This is a genomic window from Vitreoscilla stercoraria DSM 513, assembly GCF_000382305.1.
Taxonomy (GTDB): domain Bacteria; phylum Pseudomonadota; class Gammaproteobacteria; order Burkholderiales; family Neisseriaceae; genus Vitreoscilla; species Vitreoscilla stercoraria.
Genome location: NZ_KB908035.1, coordinates 1 through 13,005, shown reverse-complemented (window position 1 = coordinate 13,005; position 13,005 = coordinate 1). Strand labels below are relative to the sequence as shown.

Annotated in this window: 12 protein-coding genes and 2 tRNA genes; 6 read left to right on the top strand and 8 right to left on the bottom strand. The window is 43.3% G+C overall.

Annotated features, from left to right (window positions below):
• Nucleotides 1-59: 59 nt before the first annotated feature.
• A complete protein-coding gene (gene ribF / locus H150_RS0111880) occupies nt 60-992 on the bottom strand; it encodes a bifunctional riboflavin kinase/FAD synthetase (RefSeq protein WP_019959282.1) in 933 nt (310 codons plus the stop codon).
• Between the two features lie 237 nt (nt 993-1,229).
• Here ribF and H150_RS0111875 point away from each other — a divergent pair, with 237 nt between their 5' ends.
• The 5 genes from H150_RS0111875 (at nt 1,230) to ettA (ending at nt 7,493) form a co-directional block, all read left to right on the top strand.
• Nucleotides 1,230-1,976: an amino acid ABC transporter permease gene (locus H150_RS0111875; RefSeq protein ID WP_019959281.1), complete on the top strand. Its 747-nt coding sequence runs from the start codon at nt 1,230-1,232 to the stop codon at nt 1,974-1,976.
• Between the two features lie 99 nt (nt 1,977-2,075).
• Nucleotides 2,076-3,551, top strand: a complete 1,476-nt coding sequence (ubiD, locus tag H150_RS0111870; protein ID WP_026353682.1) for a 4-hydroxy-3-polyprenylbenzoate decarboxylase — start codon at nt 2,076-2,078, stop codon at nt 3,549-3,551.
• A 306-nt stretch (nt 3,552-3,857) separates the two neighbouring features.
• Nucleotides 3,858-5,042, top strand: a complete 1,185-nt coding sequence (locus H150_RS0111865; protein ID WP_019959279.1) for an extracellular solute-binding protein — start codon at nt 3,858-3,860, stop codon at nt 5,040-5,042.
• A gap of 177 nt (nt 5,043-5,219) precedes the next feature.
• Nucleotides 5,220-5,699, top strand: a complete 480-nt coding sequence (locus tag H150_RS0111860) for a hypothetical protein (RefSeq protein ID WP_019959278.1) — start codon at nt 5,220-5,222, stop codon at nt 5,697-5,699.
• Between the two features lie 126 nt (nt 5,700-5,825).
• Nucleotides 5,826-7,493: an energy-dependent translational throttle protein EttA gene (gene ettA, locus H150_RS0111855; protein ID WP_026353681.1), complete on the top strand. Its 1,668-nt coding sequence runs from the start codon at nt 5,826-5,828 to the stop codon at nt 7,491-7,493.
• A gap of 69 nt (nt 7,494-7,562) precedes the next feature.
• Here ettA and H150_RS0111850 read toward each other — a convergent pair whose 3' ends face one another.
• The 3 genes from H150_RS0111850 to H150_RS0111840 form a co-directional block, all read right to left on the bottom strand.
• The gene (locus H150_RS0111850) at nt 7,563-8,063 is read right to left on the bottom strand and encodes a hypothetical protein (protein ID WP_155970607.1); all 501 of its coding nucleotides are present in this window, start codon (nt 8,061-8,063) and stop codon (nt 7,563-7,565) included.
• A 138-nt stretch (nt 8,064-8,201) separates the two neighbouring features.
• Nucleotides 8,202-8,276: transfer RNA gene (locus tag H150_RS0111845), tRNA-Glu, on the bottom strand.
• A 12-nt stretch (nt 8,277-8,288) separates the two neighbouring features.
• Nucleotides 8,289-8,365: transfer RNA gene (locus H150_RS0111840), tRNA-Arg, on the bottom strand.
• A 132-nt stretch (nt 8,366-8,497) separates the two neighbouring features.
• Between H150_RS0111840 and H150_RS0111835 the strand changes: the two genes are divergently transcribed.
• Nucleotides 8,498-9,847 (top strand): 3'-5' exonuclease family protein, encoded by a 1,350-nt coding sequence (locus H150_RS0111835; protein ID WP_019959275.1) that lies wholly within the window; start codon nt 8,498-8,500, stop codon nt 9,845-9,847.
• 254 nt (nt 9,848-10,101) lie between these two features.
• Here H150_RS0111835 and H150_RS0111830 read toward each other — a convergent pair whose 3' ends face one another.
• From H150_RS0111830 to H150_RS14415, 4 genes are all read right to left on the bottom strand, one after another.
• Nucleotides 10,102-10,533, bottom strand: a complete 432-nt coding sequence (locus H150_RS0111830) for a hypothetical protein (protein WP_019959274.1) — start codon at nt 10,531-10,533, stop codon at nt 10,102-10,104.
• A gap of 12 nt (nt 10,534-10,545) precedes the next feature.
• A complete protein-coding gene (locus tag H150_RS0111825; protein ID WP_019959273.1) occupies nt 10,546-10,977 on the bottom strand; it encodes a hypothetical protein in 432 nt (143 codons plus the stop codon).
• A gap of 133 nt (nt 10,978-11,110) precedes the next feature.
• Nucleotides 11,111-11,362: a hypothetical protein gene (locus H150_RS0111820; RefSeq protein WP_019959272.1), complete on the bottom strand. Its 252-nt coding sequence runs from the start codon at nt 11,360-11,362 to the stop codon at nt 11,111-11,113.
• Between the two features lie 18 nt (nt 11,363-11,380).
• The gene (locus H150_RS14415; RefSeq protein WP_019959271.1) at nt 11,381-12,262 is read right to left on the bottom strand and encodes a DNA/RNA non-specific endonuclease; all 882 of its coding nucleotides are present in this window, start codon (nt 12,260-12,262) and stop codon (nt 11,381-11,383) included.
• Between the last annotated feature and the right edge of the window lie 743 nt (nt 12,263-13,005).

Below are 13,005 nucleotides of genomic sequence, written 5' to 3'. Positions count from 1 at the left end.
TCTCTATATATTGGTGGTTCTATTTAATATGTCATCTATACAGGCGTCCTGTAAAACTTTTAAGCCTGCGTCCAAGCTTTTGCTTGTGACATGTCCATGTGTATTTTTTGTTGTAATGCTTCCAAACTGTCAAATTTGGCTTCATCTCGCAATTTGTGTAAAAACGCCACGCGCAAACGCTGTCCGTATAAACTTTCATGCCAATCAAACAAATGTACTTCACATTTTTGATTGCGGCTGTCGGTCACGGTCGGATTTAAGCCAAAACTGGCAACGCCTCTGCGCTTGCCAAAATTGCCTGTCACTTCTACCACATATACGCCACTTAATGGAAACGACAGCGCAGGCAAATGAATATTGGCAGTCGGACAACCCAATGTGCGACCTAATTTCGCGCCGTGTTTGACTTTGCCTGTCAATTGATAAGGATGTCCTAACAAACGTTCAGCCAAATCCAAACGTCCTTTGAGCAAGGCTTCACGCACCGCGGTACTCGAAGCACGGGTGTTTTCGACCATGACGCTGGATGTGTTTTCAGTCACAAATGCATTTTGTGCTTGGAGCAAATCAAACGTGCCTTGGCGCTTAGCACCAAAGCAGAAATCATCACCGACCAGTAAATATTTCACATTCAATTGGCCAATCAACACGTCATCAATGAAGCGTTGAGCATCGATTGCCGCAAACTCGCTGTTAAAACGGCGCACATTCACGCCTCGCAATCGCGGTTGGTGCTCACGCATCAGGCGCAATTTGTCGCGCATTGGGCTTAAACGTGGTGGCAAAGCCAATTGACGTTGACGAGCGAAATACTCTTTCGGTTGTGGTTCAAATACCATCGCCACTGCCGGTAAGCCGCGCGCATCCGCTTCATTTTGTAAGCGTGACAAGATGTGTTGATGTCCTAAATGAACACCGTCAAAATTGCCTATGGTCAAAGCGCAACCATTTTGAAACAGTTTGGCATCGGTGTGCCCCAACCAAATTCGCATATCAATACAGCATCTTTATGGTGATAAAACGTTTTATTTTAAACGCTATATGCAATTGCAGCTAGTCTTTTGCAGCATGATGCTTGACGCCATGCACAACAATCAATACTTAAAATCGGTAGCATCAGACAACAGATTGCCTTAAACTTCGCATAATATTAACGTTTCATGTGGCTAAATTGACAAAATACACACAGTTGTAGCCGTCGGGACACATCCTTTCAGTTGGAGTGATTTATGGATTTTCGCTTTGATATCATTTACGAATATCGCGAAATGTTTTGGATCGGGGCGAAATATACCTTAGGTCTGACCGCATTTTCTGTGGCCGTGGGCACGGTTTTTGGTTTAATTGGTGCTTTGTGTCGCTTAGCAAACTTTGAAAAAGGCAACATTTTGTTGCGTACATTGGGCTGGTTTTTGCGTACAGTCTCTTTATTGTATGTGACTTTGTTCCGTGGTACGCCATTGTTTGTGCAGATTTTTATTTGGCATTTTATTTGGTCAGTCGCCCTCATCAATCCTGTTGATGGTTGGCTGATCAGTGGTGAATTGGCGCGCGAGTTGCGCAAAGAATACGGTGCATTGATTGCGGGTGCTTTGGCTTTGTCGGTCAATGCGGGTGCTTATATCACGGAAATTTTCCGTGCAGGCATTCAGTCTATCGACCGTGGCCAAGTGGAAGCGGCGCGTTCTTTGGGTCTGAATTATGCCCAAACCATGCGTCATGTGATTTTGCCACAAGCGACCCGTCGCATGTTGCCGCCGTTTGGCAATGAGTTCATCACTTTATTGAAAGACAGCTCTTTGGTGTCTGCCATTGGTGTGGCGGAATTGGCATATGTGGCGCGTACGGTTTCAGGCCGCTTCTCGATTTACGAAGAGCCTTATTATGCCATCGCCTTGATTTACTTGGTGATGACCATAGGTTTGGCAGCGTTGTTCTCTTGGTTGGAAAAACGTTATCGCATCGGTCAGCGTTAAGCTTGAACTTATGACTAGCCACAACAAGCCCGACTCGTTCGGGCTTGTTTGTTTTTGTGCCATAATAAGCGCCATTATAAGCGTCCTGAAAAATTGCTCATGAAATATGCTGATTTGCGCGACTTCATCTCGCAGCTAGAACAACAAAACAAACTCAAACGCATTGCCCATCCGGTGTCACCACATTTGGAAATGACCGATATTGCAGACCGTGTCTTGCGTGCCGAAGGTCCAGCCTTGCTGTTTGAAAACCCTACTACCGATGGCAAGCGTTATGATTTTCCTGTGTTGGCCAATTTGTTTGGTACGACCGAACGTGTGGCGATGGGCATGGGGGCGAAAGACTTGTCTGAGTTGCGCCAAATTGGTCAAACTTTGGCATATTTAAAAGAGCCTGAGCCGCCAAAAGGCATTAAGGACGCTTTTTCGAAATTGCCTTTGCTCAAAGACATTTGGTCGATGGCGCCGAATGTGGTTAAAAAAGCACCTGTACACGACATCATTATTGAGGGCGATGATGTGGATTTGTCGGTGTTGCCGATTCAGCATTGTTGGCCGGGCGATGTGGCACCATTGATTACATGGGGCTTGACTGTTACCCGTGGTCCACACAAAAAACGCCAAAACTTGGGTATTTACCGCCAACAAGTCATAGCCAAAAACAAAGTCATCATGCGTTGGCTCGCTCATCGTGGCGGTGCTTTGGACTTTTTGGCACACAAACAAGCCAATCCAGGCCAACCTTATCCTGTGTCTGTGGTTTTAGGTTGTGATCCTGCAACGATTTTGGGTGCGGTGACGCCTGTGCCTGATACTTTGAGTGAATACCAATTTGCGGGGCTGTTGCGGGGCTCACGCACCGAATTGGTCAAATGCATAGGCAACGATTTGCACGTGCCAGCTCGCGCTGAGATCGTCTTGGAAGGCGTGATTCATCCCGATGAAACCGCGTTAGAAGGCCCATATGGCGACCACACGGGTTATTACAATGAGCAAGACCATTTCCCTGTGTTTACCGTTGAGCGCATCACCATGCGTCAAAACGCCATTTACCACAGCACTTACACTGGTAAACCAATCGATGAACCTGCGGTTTTGGGTGTGGCGTTGAACGAGGTATTTGTACCATTGTTGCAAAAACAATTTCCTGAAATTGTTGATTTTTACTTGCCGCCTGAAGGTTGTTCTTACCGCATGGCGGTGGTGAGCATGAAAAAACAATACGCAGGTCACGCCAAGCGTGTGATGATGGGTTGTTGGAGTTTCTTGCGCCAATTTATGTATACCAAATTCATTGTTGTGGTCGATGAAGATGTGAATGTGCGTGATTGGAAAGAAGTGATTTGGGCAATTACAACACGTATGGACCCTGTTCGCGATACGGTTTTGATTGAAAATACGCCGATTGATTATTTGGATTTTGCCAGTCCTGTGTCTGGCTTGGGTGGTAAAATGGGCATGGATGCGACCAATAAATGGCCAGGTGAAACCAACCGCGAGTGGGGCGTTGTGATTGAAAAAGATCAAGAAATCTCACGCCGAGTGGATGCGATGTGGCAAGATTTGGGTTTATAAGAAATTTGAGTTTAAATAACTGACACTTACATTGTGTTTTGCATCTATCAAGCGTCCTGTAACTTACAGGCCGCTTGATTTGTTTTTAAAGCCCATTGATTTACAATTTTTTTGTTGCAAATGAAGCGTATCGCGGTTAAAAATAAACATAGGTTGGGTGGCTTGAATCGACCCTGCTGTTGCCTAATAGTCAATTCTTATTGGTCTTTGCTTGGCAGCATAGAATTTTCCGCTATAATCCGCGCAGGTCATGCCTGAGCTTTGAGGCATGACATTTTTTTAATTCGTCAGGGAAAGATAACCTATATGAAAAAATTGCTCTTTGCTCAAGTTGTAACTTTGGCATTGTTAACTGCATGTGGTGGCGGTAGCCAATCACAAGAACCCGCTCAAGCCGCACCTGCAGCCAGCAATACCGATTCAGCTAGCGCAGCCAGCAATCCAGCCGCCGGCCACGATTATCCACAAACATCTGAATTGAACATCTACAACTGGTCTAACTATGTGGATGAAGCGACGGTTGAAGAATTCCGCAAAGAATTTTCTTTGAAATTGAATTACGATTTGTATGAAAACAACGAAGCCTTAGAAGCCAAAGTGTTGACAGGCAAATCAGGCTACGACTTGGTAGTGCCTGGCATTTCTTTCTTGCCTCGTCAAATCCAAGCCGGTGCTTACCAAAAAATCGACAAAAGCTTGTTGAGTAACTATGGTAATATCGATCCTAAATTATTGACCTTGTTGAACCAAGTGGATCCAGGCAATGAATATGCCGTACCTTATTTCTCAGGCTTGAATACTTTGGCGATTAACAAAGACAAAGTCAAAGCTGCTTTGGGTACAGACCAGTTGCCAGAAAACGAATGGGACTTGGTCTTTAAACCTGAGTACTCTAATAAGTTGAAAGCTTGTGGTATCAGCTTGTGGGACTCTCCAAGCGAAATCTTCCCATTGGTGATTAAATATATTGGCAAAGACCCTGCTAAAGCCAGCAATGAAGATATCAATGCAGCTGCGGCCGTATTGAAAGCCGTTCGTCCTGACATCAAACGCTTCAGCCCATCGTTCATCGATGAATTGGCCCGTGGCGATATTTGTGTGGCAGTGGGCAATGGCGGCGACATGAACATGTCTAAAAAACGTGCTGAAGAAGTGGGCAATGGCGTCAACATCGAAGTATTGACACCTAAAGGCATGGGCTTCTGGGTGGAATCTTGGTTGATTCCAGCTGACGCTAAAAACTATGTCAACGCTCACAAATACATGGACTGGACGTTGAAGCCAGACATCGCAGCTCGCAATGCTGCAGAAGTGACTTTCGCTCCAGCGAGCTTGCCTGCACGCGAGTTGATGGACAAATCTTTGGTTGAAACCCGTTCTATCTTCCCGAATGACGAAGATGCAGCAGCTGGTTTCTTGATGCCTGAATTGAGTCCAGATGCGAAAAAATTGACTGTGCGTTTGTGGCAAGAATTGCGTAGCGGTTCTTAATCGCTTTGAATTGACATAATATCCAACATCATCCCCTAACATCTTCTATGTTAGGGGATTTTTATTGGCATATTGGCTAACAATCTGTTTTAATGAAATTAAATACCAAGCGAATATTTTAATTGTTACAAGAAAGCCAATGGCATTTACAATGTACATCTTTACAAGGGTGAAAACATGACTAATAAAACACTTTTAGCCACAATAGGCCTATTAAGTATTACATCTGCTTTTGCACAACCGCCAGCTTTTGGCAACAATCCCAATATGGTCACCAGACAAACGATACACAGTGATGTCAGTGGCAGTACGACCATCACCACTGTGATTGAGCCAGTTCGCCAAACCCAAGATGCCACCGCCACATTCACGCCCATGGCCATGCCTGTGGTTAATACCAATCCAGAAGCTATTATGCCGAAGACAGAACCTAGTGCTGCGGCATCTTTTTTGGCACCGAGTTCAACACATCAGCCTGCTACTTTAGATCATGAGGTTGTGACCCACTACCATTTAGGTAGCCAAAAAGCAGAAAAATCAATGCCTGCTTATCAAAATCCCGTTAACTCAAACAAACAAGCACCAACGGTACGCTATGAAAATATGCGCGAAGATCCAGAAGATGTGATGATGCGTATTTTGAATCAACGACAATAAACATCTATACACGAGTCATTTTTTACAAATGCCTAAAAAAGCACATTTTTATGTGCTTTTTTAGCATAAATAAGTGTTTATTTTAGGTACAATAGCGCTTTTATCAAACTGACCGAGTGACAGCAAATGAGTCAATACGTTTACTCAATGTTGCGTGTGAGCAAAGTAGTGCCACCGCAAAAACAAATCATCAAAGACATTTCTTTGTCTTTTTTCCCTGGCGCTAAAATTGGCTTGTTAGGTTTGAATGGTTCGGGTAAATCAACCGTCCTGAAAATCATGGCAGGCGTGGACAAAGAGTTCGAAGGCGAAGCGGTGCCAATGAGCGGCATCAAAATTGGTTATTTGCCGCAAGAGCCTGAGTTGGATGCGACCAAAACCGTGCGTGAAGAAGTTGAAAGCGGTTTGGGCGAAGTGGCCGATGCACAAAAACGTTTGGACGAAGTGTACGCAGCTTATGCCGACCCCGATGCAGATTTTGATGCTTTGGCTGAAGAACAAGGCCGTTTGGAAGCGATTTTATCCGCAGGCGCAGGCGACAATTTAGAGCACCAATTGGAAATTGCGGCCGATGCTTTGCGCTTGCCTGAGTGGGACGCCATCATTGGCAATTTGTCAGGTGGTGAAAAACGCCGCGTGGCTTTGTGCAAATTGTTGCTGTCTAAGCCTGACATGTTGTTGCTTGACGAACCGACCAACCATTTGGATGCAGAATCAGTTGAATGGTTGGAGCAATTTTTGGTGCGTTTCCCAGGCACCGTGGTTGCAGTCACGCATGACCGTTACTTCTTAGACAATGCTGCCGAATGGATTTTGGAATTGGACCGCGGCCATGGCATTCCTTGGAAAGGCAACTACTCTTCTTGGTTGGAACAAAAAGAAAACCGTTTGGCCACCGAATCCAAACAAGAAGCGGCGCGCATCAAATCGATGAAGCAAGAATTGGAATGGGTACGCCAAAACGCCAAAGGCCGCCAAGCCAAATCCAAAGCGCGTATTGCCCGTTTTGAAGAAATGTCGAGCTACGAATACCAAAAACGCAACGAAACTCAAGAAATCTTCATTCCAACTGCCGAGCGTTTGGGCAACGAAGTGATTGAGTTTACCAACGTGACCAAATCGTTTGGTGACCGTGTGTTGATTGATGATTTGAGCATGCGCATTCCAGCAGGCGCGATTGTCGGTATTATCGGTCCTAACGGCGCGGGTAAATCGACTTTGTTCAAAATGATTACTGGTCAAGAAACGCCTGATTCTGGTGAAGTGAAAATTGGTCAAACCGTTCAATTGTCTTACGTCGATCAAAGCCGTGGTAATTTGGGCAATACCAAAACCGTGTTTGATGAAATTGCCGAAGGTCGCGACATTTTGCAAGTGGGCAAATTTGAAACGCCTGCACGCGCCTACTTGGGTCGTTTTAACTTCAAAGGCGCAGATCAAAGTAAAATCGTCGGCAATTTGTCAGGCGGTGAACGTGGTCGTTTGCACTTGGCCAAAACCTTGATTTCAGGCGGCAATGTGTTGTTGCTTGACGAACCATCAAACGATTTGGACGTGGAAACTTTGCGCGCGTTGGAAGATGCGTTATTAGAGTTTGCAGGCTCAGTCATGGTGATTTCGCATGATCGTTGGTTCTTAGACCGTATTGCGACCCATATTTTGGCAGCCGAAGGCGATTCAAAATGGGTGTTCTTTGATGGTAACTACCAAGAATACGAAGCGGACAAAAAACGTCGCTTGGGTGAAGAGGGCGCGAAACCAAAACGCATTCGCTACAAACCTGTGAGCCGTTAATTCGTTTGACTTAACAAGCTTTAAAAAAAGCGTCCTGTAAATTACAGGACGCTTTTGTATTCAAATCATTTATTTGGCATTTAACCATTGAATCTTGGCTTCATCCGCGACAGAGCCTAATTTAGCTGTCATGTTGGTATCCACTTTACAAGCTTCAACGACCAAGCCAATGGCCATGTCTTGTGGGTTGCTGCCAACCAAACGGGTCAAACCACGGGCATCGGCAGATTTCACTTGTGCAGGTGCTGCTAGGTTTTGTGTCCACGTAATATGGCGACCACTGCTAGAGAATTCATTGTATTTAGGGTTGTTGGTGCGCAATAACAAAGGTGATTGGGCACCATCATAAACCACTTGTACACCTGCTACTGTGTTGTTTTTGATGCCATATAAGGCCAAAACACGACCACCTTGGCATTGATAAGCCACTTCTTGGTAGCTGTCAAACTGCACATTGGTTTGCACAGGTTTGCTCTTCGCTTGTGTAGATGGATTCGGTGCATCAGTAGAAGCACACGCACTTAAAGCCCAAGCAGACATTGTTGCGATTAACCATTTATTAAATTGCATAAAACCATTCTCACATAAGGTTTAGATAAGTGGTTCAAGATTACCATGCTTGAATATAAGTTCCAAGTTAAGCAAGGCAAAGAATCAAGGCAGACGGCAGAAATGAAAAAAACCAGCTCGAAAGCTGGTTTTTAAAATTGGTACGCCCACGGGGAATCGAACCCCGGTTGCCGCCGTGAAAGGGCAGTGTCCTAACCGCTAGACGATGGGCGCGGCTTTTCAGAATGGTGCACCCGGAGCGATTCGAACGCCCGACCCTTTGGTTCGTAGCCAAATACTCTATCCAACTGAGCTACGGGTGCATCTGAAGAGAAATGCATTATAGGATGGACTTATTTGTACGTCAAGAACTTTTTATAAAAATATGCATAAATTTATTTGGCCAGCTGTTTTAGCGGTAGAATAAAGCGTTTTTTGTTTCCGGCCACTTCTCCATGTTACGTCACGATGACTTACATACCTTGCAGCAACAACTGCAATTTTTAGCAACCCCCATCGTCATCATCGATACCGAAGCCACGGGTGGCAATTTATACCAAGACCGTTTGACCGAAGTGGCATTGATTCGCTTTGACGAACACGGCATACATACTTATGAGCAATTGATTAATCCTCAAATGACCATTAGCCCTTTCATTGAAGAGCTTACAGGCATCAGTAATGATATGGTGGCAGCTGCACCTTTGTTTGAGGATATTGCAGATGAATTGGCACATTTTTTAAAAGATGCTGTTTTGTTCGCTCACAACAGTCGTTTTGATTATCATTTTTTACGTTTGGCATTTAAACGTTGCGGCAAACAATTGAGCATGCCGCAATTGTGCACGGTGAAATTGTCACGCCAATTGTATCCTGAACATTTCAAACACAACTTAGACAGTTTGATTGAACGTTTTCACATTGTTTTACCGCAACGTCACCGCGCGATGGCAGATGTGGCAGCTTTAACGCAATTTTTGGCACAAGCAAGTCAAGAACGTGGCCATTTATGGCAATCTGCTTTGTACAAACACATTACACCAAGCTTGTTGCCTGATTGGTTGCCTGAGCATTTGAAGCAACAATTACAAGCCTTACCAGATGAATATGGCATGGTTTTGATTTGGCACAAAGATGCCAAACAGCCCAAAGTGCGGGTGTGTGAACACATGTATCATGATATGTGTCACAAATTACATGCCAAACAAGCCCAAGATTGGTTTGCCAGTATTGTCAAAATAGAAGGTTTTGCGGCCATTGGACCATTGGATGCTGCAGTGATGTCTAGCCAATATGCCGATCCCAAGCAGCATGCTTTTTATACCATACGTTTAATTAAGAATGACCAACAGCGTTTACAAGCCAAAATCCAACCTTTGGGTACGCAAATCACTAACGAACCTCCTTTTGGCGTCTTTGCTCATCCCAAAGCTGCCAAAAAAGCCATCTTAGAGTGGGCGCGTGAACATGGCTTTTGCCCAAAATATTTGGATATTTTGCCGCAAACGTTGTCTGAACAGACTCCTTGTCCTATACACAGTAGCAAAAAATGTCATGGTTGGTGTCCTCAATTGAATGAACAAGAAGACATTGATGCTGCCTTGCGTCAAGAAATGACCAAGTTGCCTATTGCAGGTTGGCAACAACGTTGGCCACACAATGCCCAAGAGGTGGATTTGGTCACAGGGCAAACCAAGCAATGGCATGTTGCAGGTTCTGCCATTCAAACGGAAGATGGTTTGTGGCTGTGGGATGCGCGGGTTTTTCAAGCTTTAAAAGAACATTTTCGCAAGCCACAAGCTTAAAAGCGTCATCACTTCAATAGACAAGCAGATGGTTTCTGGTGCACCAAAGACATTGCTAAGCGGTCAATAGGCGTGTTTTAAATCAATTGACAAAGCCTATTCAAAATAGACGTTTGCTCATAAATGGGCTGGCGATACATTTCAAGGAGCATGTATACGGTCTTTGTAACGCAGATTATGGGTACAAAATCATTGAAATTTTTGACAATAAGCGTCCTGTAAAACCTTTACAGGACGCTTATTTTTAATGTGATTTATTTGACATCTATTTCAATGCGGCCGCCATTTTGATTGGCATTGTGTAAGTTGATAAATAAGGTAGAGGCACGTTCAACATTTTTGCCTGTTTGGACATTGTAATCGTCTTGGCGTATGGCAATCTTCAAATAACCCACTTTAGCGCTGGGCAGCACTTGATAGCTTTTGACATTGGGTAAATGGTAAACATTCCAACTGAGTTTTTCTTCATTGACCACCGCCAAGCGTAGAAACCATGGATTCATGCTAGGAGCATCAATGGGCATGCTGTGAAACAATTTGACCGTCATGCTTGAGTCTGGCATTGCCGTGACTTTTTCGACATGCGCTGCACCTGTATTGTGGCTGTCGTTTTGTGGTGATAACCATTGTGCTTGAGCTTGTGCACAGAGACTGAATAAGCTGAACATCCAAAACAGTGGTTTCATGCAGACATCCTTTTAAGGTTTTTGTACGATTTCTTCGATTTGTATCGAGCCATGAGCTTGTGCGGCGGCAGTCATGTTCACAAATAAAATCGAAGTTTGGGAGGTAACATGGCTTGTTGAATCGAGGTGTTCAGTACGCAATTGTAATTTCAAATAACCATTTTTTGCGCTGGGTAAAATACGGTAGTCGGCGATATCTTTTAAAAAATACACATTCCATTGTTGGTCTGATTTCACTGCCAAACTTAATAATAAGCCATTTAAAGCTGGGTCGCCTGCGGTAGCAGACAGCAGTTTGGCTTCAATGGTAGGGTCTTGAATGGCTGCAATATGGAATATTTCTTCATCAATTTCAATGCGGTTTTGTGTTTGTGCATGGATGGTTTGTGCTGATAATGGCAAACTGAAAAATAAAAGTGCACAAAATGCCAAGTGTTTGAACATGGGTGCTCCTAATGCTTTGTCATAAAGTTCAATAGTAAGATTAACATAAGTATTTGTAATATGAATATAAAATAAAAGCGTCCTGTAAATTTACAGGACGCTTGTTCATACTAACAATGGTATTTAAATGGGATTACAAAAATGGATTGTCTATTTCAGTATTGTTTTGACCTAAAATCAATTGTTCAGGCAATGCTTCAGTGTTTTGCAGTTGCAATATGGCGCCATCAATGATGGTTTTGATTTCTTCTAAGTATTTCAAACCTTGTTGGTCACGCAAAATTTGAATGTCACCATAAATAGACAAACCGTCACCGTGGTTTTCAAAAGTCAGGTTTTCAATGCTGTATGAATGGTTTTCATCGCTCAATGCAGAAAAAGTCATGTCAAATACCCTTAATCGTTAGGAAAAGCTTTGAGCCAATTTGCTGGCTTCTGTGGTGCTGATTTTATTACTGCATTCGCTGGTTTTGTCAGTTTTCAAAAGTTTGATTTGTCCATTTTTAGACACATCTTTACCTATGGTAGGCAAATCATATACTTTGCGGCGTTCCTCTTTGTTCAAAAGTGGGAAGGCATTGATGCCTGTTTTGGCTTCTAATTCACACAAGCTGATAATCTGCGGCTTGGCTGAAGCGGTATTGGCAATCCAATATGCACCAATCACACCAGTATCGGGTTGGTAAACTGCTTTGTACAAATGGCTAGGCACCAAAACCTTATTTTTACCAATGCTCGGTATTGTCTTGTTTAAAAAGCTGACGCCCGTTACCAAATACACAGGTTGATGACTGCTGCTGACCACATCTCGCACTGCTTCTTCAATGTTACGCCAAGCATTTTGGTTGTTTTTAGGGTTTTGCGGCACCATGTTGGCCAATGAAAAGCTGTCTTGCTGAGCAGATTTGGTGCTCATATTGGCACTTGGCGCCAAATGCCCACGATCGTAGCCACTGCCTTTGTAATCAGACAATTCAGCTCGCATATTTTTAGGCACTTGGTCTTCAGCATGAAACTCGCCTTGGCGTTTGATTTTGGTATTTACTTTTTTAGGCGTCAAATGTTCCGCTACCCACAAAGGGCCTTTGGTGATGCTCGAATGTAGGGATGCGAATTGCTCAAAGCACAAATTTTGGGTCTGTTTTAACAAGGCGGTTTGATTGATTTGTGGCGGGATGGCATCCAGCAACATGGCACTGGCGCAATGCGAGGCAGTCGTGGTTTGATTTTTTGTTATTTTAGAGTCAATGACAGCTGGCTCGGTTTTGGGGGCTGTTTTATCCAAACAGGCACTTAAACTGAGGCTTAAGCCAAGTATTGCAACTGTATATAGTGGGAATTTAAAGTTCATACGGAGATTTCTTTGGTAAAAAGCCATATTAATGACAATAACGTTTCATTTAAATCTTGATGTTTGAAATGAACACTGCATGAATTCTAATCATTCTTTGCCAATAAGCATATCAATTTTGAATATTGATAGAGTTTATGGTGAATGTTATCTATGTATATAGAGTGTTTGAAGTATGTATCTGAGATAGTAAAGATACAGTTTAAATGAATTATAAGAGTAGCTTTAAATGATTTAAGGTTGGTTAATAGGATGAAAAACAATTTAAAGAAGGAGTTTTTTAATTTATTTGTGAATGAAATATTGAAATTGAACAAGTAGGCTGCTTTTTTAATTTTAAAATAATGATTTTTTTCAATGCTTTAAATTTTAGTTTCAATATTTTTAGAAAAAATTCACATTAGGTGTTGACGGGTTTTCGGTGTTTCTGTAATATTCGGTTTCTTCGCTGCTGAGACAGAAACGAAACAGACCAAACGGTCAGCTTCACAAGTTTCACAGCACAGCTCTTTAAAAAACAGATTACCGATAAGTGTGAGTGCGAAGAGCCTCACACTGCTAAAGAAGTAAAGACAAGATATGATTTTTAATCATTTCTCGCTCTTTTTCTTTGAGAAGCAGACCAGAAATTAAATAGTAAGCTTAGAGATTAAACATAAGAGTTTGATCCTGGCTCA

What these genes read in the sequence shown, in the direction of transcription:
- ribF (WP_019959282.1), bottom strand. Translation starts at nt 992, where the DNA reads ATGCGAATTTGGTTGGGGCACACCGATGCCAAACTGTTTCAAAATGGT.
- H150_RS0111875 (WP_019959281.1), top strand. Translation starts at nt 1,230, where the DNA reads ATGGATTTTCGCTTTGATATCATTTACGAATATCGCGAAATGTTTTGG.
- ubiD (WP_026353682.1), top strand. Translation starts at nt 2,076, where the DNA reads ATGAAATATGCTGATTTGCGCGACTTCATCTCGCAGCTAGAACAACAA.
- H150_RS0111865 (WP_019959279.1), top strand. Translation starts at nt 3,858, where the DNA reads ATGAAAAAATTGCTCTTTGCTCAAGTTGTAACTTTGGCATTGTTAACT.
- H150_RS0111860 (WP_019959278.1), top strand. Translation starts at nt 5,220, where the DNA reads ATGACTAATAAAACACTTTTAGCCACAATAGGCCTATTAAGTATTACA.
- ettA (WP_026353681.1), top strand. Translation starts at nt 5,826, where the DNA reads ATGAGTCAATACGTTTACTCAATGTTGCGTGTGAGCAAAGTAGTGCCA.
- H150_RS0111850 (WP_155970607.1), bottom strand. Translation starts at nt 8,063, where the DNA reads ATGCAATTTAATAAATGGTTAATCGCAACAATGTCTGCTTGGGCTTTA.
- H150_RS0111835 (WP_019959275.1), top strand. Translation starts at nt 8,498, where the DNA reads ATGTTACGTCACGATGACTTACATACCTTGCAGCAACAACTGCAATTT.
- H150_RS0111830 (WP_019959274.1), bottom strand. Translation starts at nt 10,533, where the DNA reads ATGAAACCACTGTTTTGGATGTTCAGCTTATTCAGTCTCTGTGCACAA.
- H150_RS0111825 (WP_019959273.1), bottom strand. Translation starts at nt 10,977, where the DNA reads ATGTTCAAACACTTGGCATTTTGTGCACTTTTATTTTTCAGTTTGCCA.
- H150_RS0111820 (WP_019959272.1), bottom strand. Translation starts at nt 11,362, where the DNA reads ATGACTTTTTCTGCATTGAGCGATGAAAACCATTCATACAGCATTGAA.